The 12,494-nt window shown below is 61.3% G+C and carries 10 protein-coding genes; 2 read left to right on the top strand and 8 right to left on the bottom strand.

Annotated features, from left to right (window positions below; all coding sequences use genetic code 11):
* A partial coding sequence (locus Q1A87_RS21600; protein ID WP_299656394.1) for a BID domain-containing protein occupies positions 1 to 1,476 on the top strand: 1,476 nt, incomplete at its 5' end.
* 318 nt (positions 1,477 to 1,794) lie between these two features.
* Here the strand turns inward: Q1A87_RS21600 and Q1A87_RS21595 are convergent.
* The 8 genes from Q1A87_RS21595 to Q1A87_RS21560 form a co-directional block, all read right to left on the bottom strand.
* Entirely contained in the window at positions 1,795 to 2,244 is a 450-nt protein-coding gene (locus Q1A87_RS21595; protein ID WP_299656391.1) for a hypothetical protein, read from the bottom strand.
* 26 nt (positions 2,245 to 2,270) lie between these two features.
* Entirely contained in the window at positions 2,271 to 2,438 is a 168-nt protein-coding gene (locus tag Q1A87_RS21590; RefSeq protein ID WP_299656389.1) for a hypothetical protein, read from the bottom strand.
* 14 nt (positions 2,439 to 2,452) lie between these two features.
* Positions 2,453 to 4,522 carry a peroxidase family protein gene (locus Q1A87_RS21585; protein ID WP_299656386.1) on the bottom strand — a complete coding sequence of 690 codons (2,070 nt, stop codon included), beginning with the start codon at positions 4,520 to 4,522 and terminating at the stop codon, positions 2,453 to 2,455.
* 9 nt (positions 4,523 to 4,531) lie between these two features.
* Positions 4,532 to 6,988: a hypothetical protein gene (locus Q1A87_RS21580; protein ID WP_299656383.1), complete on the bottom strand. Its 2,457-nt coding sequence runs from the start codon at positions 6,986 to 6,988 to the stop codon at positions 4,532 to 4,534.
* Positions 6,985 to 8,442: an FAD-binding oxidoreductase gene (locus Q1A87_RS21575; protein WP_299656380.1), complete on the bottom strand. Its 1,458-nt coding sequence runs from the start codon at positions 8,440 to 8,442 to the stop codon at positions 6,985 to 6,987. The genes Q1A87_RS21580 and Q1A87_RS21575 overlap by 4 nt, the downstream gene beginning before the upstream one ends.
* 325 nt (positions 8,443 to 8,767) lie before the next feature.
* Positions 8,768 to 9,373 carry a hypothetical protein gene (locus Q1A87_RS21570; protein ID WP_299656377.1) on the bottom strand — a complete coding sequence of 202 codons (606 nt, stop codon included), beginning with the start codon at positions 9,371 to 9,373 and terminating at the stop codon, positions 8,768 to 8,770.
* A 27-nt stretch (positions 9,374 to 9,400) separates the two neighbouring features.
* Positions 9,401 to 10,543, bottom strand: coding sequence for a pre-peptidase C-terminal domain-containing protein (locus tag Q1A87_RS21565; protein WP_299656374.1), 1,143 nt, complete (start codon positions 10,541 to 10,543; stop codon positions 9,401 to 9,403).
* 146 nt (positions 10,544 to 10,689) lie between these two features.
* Entirely contained in the window at positions 10,690 to 11,793 is a 1,104-nt protein-coding gene (locus Q1A87_RS21560; RefSeq protein WP_299656371.1) for a helix-turn-helix transcriptional regulator, read from the bottom strand.
* Between the two features lie 264 nt (positions 11,794 to 12,057).
* On the opposite strand from Q1A87_RS21560, the gene Q1A87_RS21555 reads away from it, so the two are divergent.
* Positions 12,058 to 12,494, top strand: a 437-nt coding sequence (locus Q1A87_RS21555; RefSeq protein WP_299656368.1) for a transposase, incomplete at its 3' end; no start/stop codon positions are given.

Raw genomic sequence — 12,494 nt, 5'->3', positions numbered from 1 at the left:
CGGGTGCAGGTCACCGAGACGCTGCGCGAGGCCCGGCTCTGGAACGGCAATGCCGGGGTGATCACCGGAATCGATGCGGAGACGGGGCGGATCACGGCGCGGCTCGACGGACCCGGCGGGGTCAGCGGCGGCGGTAAAGAGCCGGGGCGCGAGGTGAGCTGGCGGGCCGCCGAGTTCACCGGGTTCCGGCACGGCTATGCCGGGACGATCTACAAGGGGCAGGGCAAGACCATCGATCACACCTACCTGCTGCACTCGGCGCATTGGCGGCAGGCCGCGTCCTACGTGGCGCTGACCCGGCAGCGGGAAAGCGCGCGGGTGTTCGCGGCCACCGAGACGGCGACCGATCTCGGTCAGCTCGCGCGGCAGATGAGCCGGCGCGAAGTGCGGGCGGCCTCGATCGCCTGGGCCACGCGGGAGGAGTTGCCGGCGGCGCTGCGGCCGGCGGTGGCGAAGTCGGTGGCGAATTCGGCGGAGGCCAAGACGGGTATAGGGCCGGCGGAAAGGCCGGGTAATGCCGGGATCGAGCACCCGAGTTCGACGGAGACGGTCGCGCCGGTTGCGCGAACCGATGAGCACAGGACGGAGACAGCTGTTCCGGGGCCGCTGGATGCAGCAGCCAAGTCGCGCACGGGCGCAGGTTCGCAGATGCAGGGGCCGACGTCCCGATCGGGACCGCAAGACGTGGCGGCGTCTGCGCCACGCTGGCTGATCCCGCCGCGCCTTATCGAGGACAGGATCGATCCGGGGGAACGGGCTGCGGCGGTGGCAGCGGACCCGGCGGTGCAGCGCGAGCGCGACGCCTTGGGACAGTACCTCGCCGGCGCCTACCGCGATCCACGGGCGGCACGGGCGCGGCTGGGCGAGCTGGTGGCGACGCACGGGGCGACCTCGGCGGCGCGGCGGATCGAGGTCGCGCCGGACCAGCTCGGGGCGCTGGCGGGCCGGACAGGGCTTCTGGCGGGGCGCACAGGCCGCGCGGCGCGGGCGCAGGCCGAGCGGGTGGTTCAGGCCGTGGGACCGGCGGTGCGGCGCATCGGCGAGGCGGAGGTCGCCGCGGCGCAGGACTACACGGCCGGGATCGCGGCGCGGCGGACGGCGGAGGCCGTCGGGGTGCCGGTGTTGTCGGTGCAGGCGCAAGAGGCGGTGCGGGCGCTCGGGGCGGCGGCAACGTCCGAGGCGCGGGCGGGGGCTTGGACGTCGCTGCAGGCCGATGGCCGGGTCGCCGGCGAGCTGGCGAGCTTTGTGCGGGCGGTGGAGACGCGGCTGGGGCCCGACGCGGTGCGGGCGATGGATCGGCGCGGGGCCGGGGTGGTGGAAGATGCCAGTACGCGGGGCTTGGGGATCGACCGGGCGACGCTCGGCGAGATCGGTCGCGCGGTGCAGGCGGTGCGCCACGGAGAGCGGGCGGCGGCGGAGGGGCAGCGGCTCGCCGCAGGCGCGCGGATGCGGTCGGGGCCGAAGATGAGGCCGTGAGGCGGGTCCAGAAGCCGAAAGAAGCGCCGCCGCGGCTTGGGCTGGCACGCGGGCGCCGCTCTTGCTTCCCGGAGTTTCTGATCACGACCACCGCGCCAGCGCTCGAGACTCTTGCGGTCTCCGCGCTGTCCCTCGACACTGTAAATCGACCGGAATTTTCTGGATCAACGCGGCCCTAATTTAGGGGGAAAGTCACTCAAGGCGTGGTTCCCGCAACGTCAGCTCTAGCGCTCATGACAGTGCTCGTCGAAGCAATGTGCGAGGGTCTGTCGATGGAATAACGCACTGCCGGTAGGTTTGTAGGTTTAGTGTCGAGTTTCAGTTCTGTTTTTGACCGACGAGGGCTTCGCGGGAGACGCCCCAGCTCTCGGCCATCAGATCGCGGCATGCCTTAGCGAGCCTCAGGGAGCGCTGAGTCAGGGGAACATCATTGCACCCAGTTTTAATGTTGCCGCTGAGATGCCGACCGATGCAGACCATCTGATGTTCGACGGCAGTGTTCTCGACGATACCGAGGGGTCCCCAGTACAGCACCCAGAATCTTGCTTCGGCGGCACTTCTAGCGCGATCGTTCTTCGCAGTACTCGCGATCGTGGCCGCTATGGTACTGGCCTCAATACAAAAATCCATTTGCTTCTCTAGAAAGGGCTTCTTTGCGTTCATCGAAAATGTTTGAAAGAATTGAAAGCCAGTAAAACCAAGTCCAGCTAGAGCTACGGCGACCCCGAGCAATTTTGTCCAAGATTCAATCCTCTCTGGTTGCTTCATCCGAGTAAACTCCCCAGCGCTCCCCGTCACATCTCGCGCATGATTTGATAGAGCGCACCAACCCGCTTCAGCGAGAAACCAGCCGAGCGAAGCTGCATGATGCCAAGACTGCCTGTTTGCAGAAGGTTCGAAAAAAGGTCATCGAAAGACGTAACATCGGGCCGGAGCGGGCGGCACGAGCGGCGTTCCAGCATTATCAACCTCCATGTCATGCGTCGTCGAGGGTGAAGCGCACGCGCGGACCCTCCTTCCCCGGGGCGACGTTGCGAGCGACGACGTCGGCTAACGTCGAGACGCCATCGATCTGGCTCCGGCCATACTTGGTGAACACGTCGACCCGCTCCAGGCCGTACGCGGACGGCTCGTCCATGCTAAACACGTTTTCGGCGAGAAGCGGGTTGGTCAGCGCTTGGGTGAATGCGTCCGAGGCCACCATAACGAGAAGCAGCGGCGGCAGGACGTCGGACCGTTTGCGGCCCTCGGCAAAGAGGCCGACATAGAGCTCGACGCAGTCGATCCCCCGTGCGCCGTTCCTGTCGGGATAGAGAGCGGCGAGCCGTTCGGCGAGTTCAGTGTCGCCGCCGGTCAGCTCTTCGAAGGTATCATACGGGCGCAGCTGCCAGCGCTCGCGGTAGGCGTTGAACGGAGCGAGGCGGAAGAGACGGCCAAACGCGATGGACCTGCGTTCGGCCTCCATCAGAAAGTCGGGCGTGTTTCCGAGTGTCAGGCGGCCGGCGGCTTGGCGCGAGGCGGTGTCGATGATGGCCTCCACGCCGCCAGCCTCGATCAACCGGTTGTCGAAACGAAACTCGGTGTTTATCAATTCGTGTCCGCCGAGCTTTAGCGTATCCGGGACCATGGCGTGCCAGCGGTAGAGCAGGTCGAACTCCAGCGCGATGCGGTTCGTCCGGTACCATTGCTTGCTATCGGCGAAGCCCTGCTCGAGCATGATCTTCACCGGCAGGCCGGCAAGGTGGTTGATGTAGTCCTCAACGATGATCTTGAGCAGCTGGACGATGTTGATGTTGCGGGCAGTCTCGAAGAGGCGGGCGTCGTCCCAGTCAGGGTTGCGCGCCTTGAGTTCGCGGGCGAGGCGATTATGCTCGCGCAAGAAGATCGTGTTGATTGCACTGTAAACGATGGTGGAGTTGGCGCGCTCTAGCCCCGCTGCGTAGTGTACCTTCCAGCGCCCGGGCTCGACCGCCCAGTCACCGATCGCCTCCTTTAGGAACTTCTTGAGGTCCCTAGCCATGCCGTGCGGGGGCTCGGTGTCCGCGAACGAAGTCGCCCAGGCGGGGTCATATGCGATGCGCTCCAGGTCGGGGGCGACGGTGCCGTCCGGCGCCAGCAGCGCCGGCAGTTCGCCAACGTCCGTATTGCGCGACTTCAGTAGGCCGTCCTTGCCGGTGCGCAGAAAGGACGTGCTCTCCTCGCCGAGCCCATAGATCTGGCACAGGTCGATCTCGTGGTTCGACGTGTTAAGCCGCCGGTCGTTTGGATGGGTTCGAAGGAAGCTGTCGGTGAACCACTGTGCGAAGAAGCAGAACAACGTCGTCGTCCGCGAACTTTCCACAAACGTGTCGCGCTCGAAAAGCGCCGCGACCTCCTCGAGCGGAGGAAGTGCCTCGACCTCGGCTACCGGGACCGGTGGAAGATGGCGGCCGGTGTAGGCGCGGTCAACGAGGCCGGGCCAACTCGGGATCGAGGACGGAGCGTGCTTGCTATCCACGGTAAGCGGCTGGCGATCGCTCGTCCACAGTGAAAGGGGAAGCGGCCGGCCGGGCGGGCGGGCGCTCAGCTGGTGGATGATCTGCCGGTTCATCCAGCGCCCGATTGGGCCGATGCGCTGCAGCGCGCGCAGCAGCCACGGTATCCGTATGACGACGAAGTTGAGGAGCTGGTTGGCGATGCGGGTCGGGAGCGGCTTGTCGCGCAGCAGATCGCGCCGACCGTCGAGATCACTCCAGAAGGGGAGGAACACCGCCGCGTAGACGATGTGTGGCCATACGTGATGGTGCCAGATGTCCTCAAGAATGAAGATGAAGACGTACGCGACGATTAGGTTGCCGAGCACAAATAGCCAATATCCGAGCCGCTGCCGGCGGTACATCAGATAACAGGCGTACGCCCCCATCAGGAGGGCGGCGCCTAGGACGAGATGGATAGGGTCCCAGTTATAGAAGAAGGCTTCGACCACGCCGCGGTAGAACATGATCGTTCCGATGATCATGCAGACGACGTCGAGAAACGCGCCCTTGAAGGATTCACTTAGCCGCATGACGTCGCCTCAAAGGGTTTTTAGGTACTCAATCAGGGCGGATTTGTCGTCGTCGGCAAGGTCCGTACCCCATGTGTGGCCTGTGTTGGCGTTGCCAACGAGGCTCGTGTCGAACGTGAAGCCCTCGTCGCAGACGAAGCCAACTGCGTTCGGATCGTAGCTCGTGCAGCCCCTGACAAATGTGTCCGGTCGCTCCTCCGGCTGTGACAGGAGCGCGCGCAGCGTCGGCACGGAGCCATTGTGCAGGTACGGCGCGCGGACCCAGATGCCATCGAGCGGGCTATTCGTGTAGCCGTTCGTTGGCCGATAGTGCGTGAACTGCCAAGAGTAACCCTCGCCAACCGTGTCGAACAACTCGACGAATTCCTCGTCGAAGAGGTCGGCGCGCTCCGGATCGGTGCCCAGTTCGGACAGGTCCGTCACTTGGCCGATCCGTTCGCCGCCGACCTCGTGGCACGTGCCGCACCCCACCTCGCGCCACACCACCTCGCCCCGTTGCGCCAGCACGGGATCGATGGGGGTAGGATGGGGGGGCGCGGGAAGGTCCATCAGCCAGTCGGAAATCCGGGCGATAGCTTTGCGCTGGAGCAGCCAATCGGTTGCCCCGCCGGCGAGCGCGGCCGAATAGTTGCGCTCGGTCAGGGAGTCGTTGTTCCCGTCCCAATGGAACCAGCCGCCGAGCCGGTCGCGCTGGCGCCACACTGCTGGATGGTCGACGGTGCCGACGCGCGCGTCGCCCCCCGGATTGAGGCCCCAGGTTTGGCGCCAGCCGTTGCCAGCGTCGGTGCGTCCCGGTCCATGGTCGGGCTTGGCGTCCATCCAGGCGAACGCCTCGACGAGCGACCCGGCACGGCCTTTGATGCTCGGAACGAGCACGTGACGCACCAGCAGCCGCCCAGCTAGACCGAACGGCCGGCCAGCGTCGGCGGCGCTTTCGATGACAGAGTCGGCGGTCAGCCTGTCGCTACCGGCGGCCTCGGCGATGAAGCGAACGTAGGACTGCAGGTCAATTCCAGCTGACGGAGCACCGAGGATGGTGTGCGGCACGCCCTCCACCTCCACCTCGGCGCTGTGGCACGTCGCGCAGTTGAAGCCGACGCGCTTTACCCCGATGCGGCGCACGCTGATGCCCACCGGCACCGGCGCGCCCTCCTCCTCGATGAATCCGAAGGTCTTCCAGCCGCCAGGAAGCTGCTCGGCGAAGATCGCCGGGAGCTCGCGCCACACGACATAGGGAAAGCCGTGCGTCTCGGCGCCGATCGAGCCGTACTTGAACGTCGCGATGATGTCGTCGTAGGTCGTCGGTGGCCCGGGCTTGATGGTCAGCCGCTTGAACTCCAGCGCAAGGCAGGTGACCAGCAGGACTGCCACGGTTGCTGCGGCGACGAGACTCATGTCGCGACGTGGCCGCGGCGGGCGGTTGTCGGGTGCATTGTTTTCCAAGGTACGCTCCTCCCGGTAGCTCGACGGGACAGACGCGGCGGCCGGTGGGGACACGCCGTTGACGGCGTGGCGGCTCGCGGCGGCGGCCTCGTAGACGGTTCGACGTGCGCGATTGATGGCGCCGAGGGGTTCGTGCGCGGTGAGCGTGTGCCACGGCGAGAAGGCGATGTTCTCTGCGAGCGGAGCGGCGGGGTTCACCGCCTGCGCTGGGATCTCAACTTTCGCAACCCGGACTCGGCGTGCGCTGGGCATTGCAGACCAGCGGACGGTCGGATCCTCAATCGGCTGGCGGTCGGGATCGGTCTGCACATCGACGCACAGGTCGAACGACGCCGGGATGTACGAAAGCTGCCTCGCGAGCGCGGCCGACAGGCCATTCTCGCCGGTAAGGTCCCCCTCCGGCGCGGTCTGCAGCGGCAGGGCAAGGTACTTTACGACCTTCTCGCCGAGCCTGTAGGGTGTAGTGCTGAAGTAAGTGGTGGACAGCGGCGACCTTACCCTGCCGCCAGCGAAGGCCAGCATACGGGCAAGCGTCGACCAGCGCACGACGACGAGCCACAGCGCGACAAGGAATCTGCCGGCTCCCGTCCCGACAACCAGCCTGTTGATGCGCTCGTAGTCCACGAGGTCGCCGGAAAAGTAGGTCTCGTGATCGACGAGGACGATGTCTTGGACGCTTTCTGGTGCGCCGTTGACGCCAAGAATTTTGATGGCCATGCCGTGGGCGTCGGGACTGCGGTCATCCAGCCGCCGGCCGTTCGAAAACCTGATTAGGGCGTCGAACGCGCCAGCTTGTGCAAAGAGCCCGGCGCGCAAATCGTCCGGTACGGACTCGTCGACAATGAACCGGGCCCGCACGCAGCCGTGATGCTTCGGATGCTGGGCGCGACGAGCGAGGCCTGCCCGGACCTTCGAGTGGGCATTCTCCGTCGCAATCCGCTCGATGAGTGCGCGTTCCCGACCCTTCTTTGAGCGGGCCGAGGGGATATGAGGACCGAGTTCTGCAGACGGCCTGTCACTCATGTTGCGAACGTCCGGAACAGTGAGTTAAGATCGAGATCATCCTCGTCGGGATGATCTGGCTCGAACTGCGATGAGATGCCTTGTTGAAATCTGAAAAGGTTGCCAGGATCCCACCGCTCCTGCACGCGAACCAATCGAGACCATGACGCGCGGTAGTACTTTTCGCGCCATCCGGTGAGGAGCGGGTCGATGTAGTTAACGTATGCCCCCGTACCGACCCTGCCCAAATCTTCGAAAAAGCGGTATGCCCAAATGACGGCCGGCTGCAGAAGCTCAGGGTAGTCGACGGGCCAGAAGGCTTTCACGGCAAATGCATACTCCACGTCTCGATGCGGAAAGGCCGCAGTCCGAGCGTCGAATCGGTTTATGGCGCCGGCCGCATGGGTCCAGACAACGAAGACCGCGTCTTTTGGGATTCTCTCGACATGCTTTCGCAAGATTGGTGCCGCTTGGCTAAGGCGGCCGCGCTTCAGCATAACGGAGCGCACGTAAACTCCAAAATCTCCATCAGGATTCGAGCTGGAGAGAAACGAAACGAGGTCGGTCAGAGGAAGGGAATAAACCTGGGTCGTTAGCGGAGAATGGGCAAGAAGCGGCATAATCTGCGCAAGACCCTCCGAATAGTCGCCGTTGTAGACGGCGGTCAAACGCAGGGCGAGAAACGTCTCGCCGGGATGGCGCGGATCGGGTTGTGCAAGAATGGCACCGTAGACGGTCATTTTATCCGGTAGGGTGTCGACCCAATCGTCGTAGAATGAAAGTACTTCTTCGAATCGTTCAAAATCGAAAGCGATCCGTGCCGCAAACATTCTCGGCGCGGCCTGATGCAACAGGATTGAAAAGCCCGTCACAACACAGAAGTTGCCGCCGCCGCCTCCCTTTAGAGCCCAGAAGAGTTCCCGTTCTTGGGCACATGCCGAATGTTCTCCTACACGAAGCTGGCGGCCATTACTGGTGACTAGATCGGCAGATACAATCTGGTCACAGGCCATACCGTGCGAGCGGGAAAGAAAGCCATAGCCTCCTCCCATAAGGTAGCCCGCGACTCCAACACCCGGCCAGACCCCGCCGATGACAGCATGCCCTTCGTCCTGCGTGCGGATACGGTTGTAAACGTCGGCCCATATTGCGCCAGCGCCAACGTGGCAGACGTCCTTGTCGATCCGGATCTCGTGGATCGCCCGCAAATCTATGACAACGCCTTCAGAATTTAAAGAGTAGCCGTTCGGGCTATGCCCGCCGCAGCGGACGGTAAACGCGACTTCCTGGGTACGACAATAGTCGATAAGTCCCGCGATGTCGCCCCGACTCCTTGGACGAACGACGAAGTCGGGCGCATGCAAGATAGCACGATTGTCTAACCTCAGCGCACTGACATAATTTGGTTCCGAACGCGAGTAAACCCCTCCCGGAACAATTGAACTCAAATCACGATTTAAGGCATCACCAGGCATCCAGTGTTCCTAACGATTTAACCTACATTAGCTATCATACTAAGCTTTGTTTCTGTCTCTTAGTGGCGTGGGGTAAGTTCGAATGTTCCGTCGTTGTTCTTCTTTCTAAATCCGTCCAGAACTCCTTGGCGAAACCGATACGTTCAATAGCTGTAATCTATCGCGAGCTGTCAAATGGCTCCAAATCGCCAAAGAATGGTGAGTTCTGGAGAGGGCATATACCATGTCAGAACCCTTCGCATGGTATTACCTTGCGGCTCCTATTCATCGACCGCCCACGAACACTCGGGGATTCTAGCCTGATGGAATCAGCCGAATGCATTTATTAAGTGGCATGCATTCGACGGGACATCACTTGGCTAAGTGAAGGAAGGTGATGTTCTGTGGCAACCAAAACGTCGTCATAGTCGGAATTAGCTTCGCCGCGATTAATCAGGTTTCCGTCCTCGAACTCGGAGAGATCACCCCATGGAATTCTTCCTAGCCGGATTTCACCTTCCCAGAGCGTTTCACAGTCTTGCCAAACTGGAATATGCCAGCAGCCTTCGACTTTGCAGACAAGAGCCTCGGGCCACTGGCCATTCCACTTCACGTCTATTATACAGGCCTCTAGGCTTACGGGCCTGTTTCCAATTTTGAAGCAGGCGTCGGAAAGCTTCCAGCGTTTTTCTTCGCTAGGAATCCATAACTCAAAATAGATTTCCTCGTTGTCAATCAGTATTCTAGCGCAACCTCGCAGGCGAACGCCTAATCCCGGGCGCTCATCAAAGCATCGCTCCCAAACCTTTCTCATGACACTCTCCATTCTCTTTGCCCGATGCGGAAATAAACCATAAGCTAGAAAAAAGTCATCTGGTTTGTTGCGATCCGGATGGCCCTGAACTTCCCAATGTGTTAGCCTAAAACAGCTGTCTCTGCCGCTTTTGGTCACGTCGTGCTCTCCAATAGTATCTCCTTTTCAGCCAATCAGCACTTCATTTCCGAGTTCGGTTACGCTAAGCTCATAGCTCCCCAAACCGGAGGAAAGTTCGCTTGCTGCAATGTAGTAGGTTCCAGCAGTGTCGGCCGAATAGACGATCTGAGAGTCAAGGCTGTCAGCGTCGTCGTTGAAGGCGACCTCCGAGCCCTCGGCGTCTAGTAGTCTCAGGTACGGGTCCGGCAAGGAGCCGAACCCGAAGGACTGGCCGCGGAGGTCGATCACGTAGGTCTCACCATCCGCCAGCTCGATGCGAAACCAATCCTCGTCGAATGGTACACCGATTCTTCCCGTCACCGTTTCGCCGGAAGCGATCTCTCCGGCGGTGGACGCATCGTTACCGAAGTCATCGGCATAGCGCTCCGCCGCAGCTGTGAGCGTGTAGGTTCCGGTACCTCCGGACGCCCCGGCCGAGACGAAATAGGTCCCCGATGCGTCGGCCACGAAGGAAAGAGCTTCAACTCCCTCTGTGACATAGTCACCGAGCTCGTCGTAGAGCACCAGATACGGGTCTTGGATCGTTCCGCCGCCGTCCGTTCTCCCCTGCAGATCGAAAGTATAAAGTTGCCCTTCCGCAAGATTGATCTGGAACCAGTCCTCGTCACCCGCGACTTCGATTTCTCCGGTCGTCGTTGCCCCGGTTTCAATCGAACCACGGGTCGCAACGGAGGCGGCATAATCATCGTCGTACCAGCGGATCTGGGAAAAGAGATTGTAGTAGTCGCCTTGGAAGTCCGTGAGTTTGACATCGTGGAATTTTCCAAAGGTATTCCATGTCACGTAAACATCGCCCTGCGCTTCCCAGATGCTGAAGCCCCCGCGCTCGGGCGAAACTACGTCATAGCCGGCAAAGTAGATCACTTCGGTTCGGGAAAGATCGATGGTGTCTTCGCTCGAAAAATCACCGACCGTATCGGCGCGCCCGAAGCTGACATCTCCTGCATCTCGATCATTGAAGATGAAGACATCAGAACCGGACCCGCCGAAAAGAAGATCGACACCGCGGCCACCCACGATCGTGTCATCTCCTCCCGCACCAAAAATTACGTCGTTGCGGCCAGTGCCTTTTAGAAAATCCCCCTGCGGGCCACCCTCAAGAATGCGGCCGAGTATATCGCGCTTCATCTTTTGTCACCAATGGATAACCAGCTCCAAATATTGACAATGCTTGCTGGAAGTTCGTATCGACCGCATCCCCCAAATGGGGGAAAGCATCCGGTCTAAGGACGTTTAGTAGGTCATGGGGGTCGGAACTAGGGCGGTCAGGCCCGTCAGGGCCCAAGTACAAGAGCCGTTAAAGCTGCACGACTATGAATTCCGCATTTGGCATAGATTGCCTTCACTTGGCTTCGAACCGTGGCAAGACTTACACCTCGTTCCATGGCGATCGTCGCCGTGTCTTCGCTGCGCGCGATCGCTTCGGCAACCTCCTGTTCGGATCTGGTCAAGCCAAACGTCGCGAGACGCGACGTCCGCCTCGCTGCGGTCGAATGATTGATCACGCAGAGGACGCTTCGCGGCGGCAACCTCAGGAGCGTTGCCAGCGGCCAGTCCTGAAGTTCATCATGGTCGAGACCGATGAGATGAACAGCAGGCGACCCCTCACTTCGAGGTACTTTCAGTACTACCGGCCGGTCGCTCCGCGCCAGCTCCTGCAAGGCTACTGAAAGAGCCCTCTCGGCTCGCTTATCAGTAAAAACAAGGCGGCCATTACGGCCGAGACGGCATTGCTTCCCTGTTGCCAGTAATTTCTCAGCCGCCTCATCGGCAAAGGCGATCGTCCTGTCTGTTCGTAGAAGGATCAGGGCCGCGCGTGAGGCGGCCACTCCTGCCTCGGCAGCAGCGAGCCGGATTCGTGGCTCGAACATGGCTTGGCCGAGTTGCCAAGCGAGCGTGAGATGTGGAGCGAGCCTGCCCATGAGCTCGATCAACCGCGGATGCTTTTCCTGCCTGTCGCGTTCGCGGATATTGGCGCCGAACATGAATGGTCCGGATCGTGTGCGACCGATGACGACGCCGGCGCCGACGCTGATATTCTCCTGCGGACGTATCCATTCGTCGTAGAAGAGCGTCTTCTTCAGTTTCTGTTCGGGGCAAAGCGCTTGGCTGGGAAGCACGACGCCGACAGGAGCGTTGATGATCGTTCGCGACCACGGGTTACTGCGCGCCAGATGCCGATATATCGCGAGCATCTCAGGGTCGTACCCTGTGGTGGTCGCGAAAGTAGATCCAGAGGTGTCGGTCCAGCCATGTATCTGCATACGCGCGCCGCCGATTTCGGCCGCCGCCGCCTCGAGAAAGCTCTGCCAGCATGAGGGATCCAGCAGTGACGAGTAAATCAACGCAGTGAGGCGTCGCTCGGTATCCAAATCCACAAGCTCATCCTCCACGGAGAAGTAACAACGAGCTACGGGTAAAAGGAGAGCGTATAAGAGGCCTCTTGTCACCCAAACAGAGGAGAAGGGCCTGCAATTTTCATCCGCTCTTCATTGCACAGAGCGCACTAGCGCCGCGGCATCGGTTATGCGTAAACGGCCGATATCGGTGAAAAAGGCCGGGTCCTACATCTTGTGAGATAGTCGTTGATCGGTGCGTAAGCTCATGATTCTCTTGACCTGAAAGGGCGGGAGGGCTTGACGATGATGGGACGACTGGCAGTTCAGGAGGCATTGTTCTACCGGTTCCGGATTGAGGATCACGTCCCGCGGGATCACTTGCTTCGGCGCATCGACCGGGTTCTGGATTTCGACGCCATCCGGCCGCGGCTCGCCGCCCTTTACAGTCCGATCGGCAGGCCATCGATCGACCCGGAGCTGATGATCCGGATGCTGCTGGTGGGCTATCTCTACGGAATTCGGTCCGAGACGCGGCTCTGCGAGGAGGTGCATCTCAATCTCGCCTACAGGTGGTTCTGTCGTCTTGGGCTCGAGGGGCGCGTGCCGGATCGGTCGAGCTTCTCGAAGAACCGCTACGGGCGCTTCGCCGATGGCGATGTCCTTCGTAAGCGGTGGCTGCGGCCCACGTTGTCGGGCATCGGCCTGATTGCGAGATCTACCCATCTCAAGATGGGGAGTGC

The sequence above is a fragment of the uncultured Jannaschia sp. genome (assembly GCF_947494055.1).
In the GTDB taxonomy this organism is placed as follows: domain Bacteria; phylum Pseudomonadota; class Alphaproteobacteria; order Rhodobacterales; family Rhodobacteraceae; genus Jannaschia.
The sequence above is the reverse complement of the archived record's forward strand: the minus strand, read 5'-3'. Positions and strand labels throughout refer to the sequence as shown.

Coding starts and splice junctions, on each gene's coding strand:
- Q1A87_RS21595 (WP_299656391.1), bottom strand. CDS start 2,244: ATGAAGCAACCAGAGAGGATTGAATCTTGGACAAAATTGCTCGGGGTC.
- Q1A87_RS21590 (WP_299656389.1), bottom strand. CDS start 2,438: ATGCTGGAACGCCGCTCGTGCCGCCCGCTCCGGCCCGATGTTACGTCT.
- Q1A87_RS21585 (WP_299656386.1), bottom strand. CDS start 4,522: ATGCGGCTAAGTGAATCCTTCAAGGGCGCGTTTCTCGACGTCGTCTGC.
- Q1A87_RS21580 (WP_299656383.1), bottom strand. CDS start 6,988: ATGAGTGACAGGCCGTCTGCAGAACTCGGTCCTCATATCCCCTCGGCC.
- Q1A87_RS21575 (WP_299656380.1), bottom strand. CDS start 8,442: ATGCCTGGTGATGCCTTAAATCGTGATTTGAGTTCAATTGTTCCGGGA.
- Q1A87_RS21565 (WP_299656374.1), bottom strand. CDS start 10,543: ATGAAGCGCGATATACTCGGCCGCATTCTTGAGGGTGGCCCGCAGGGG.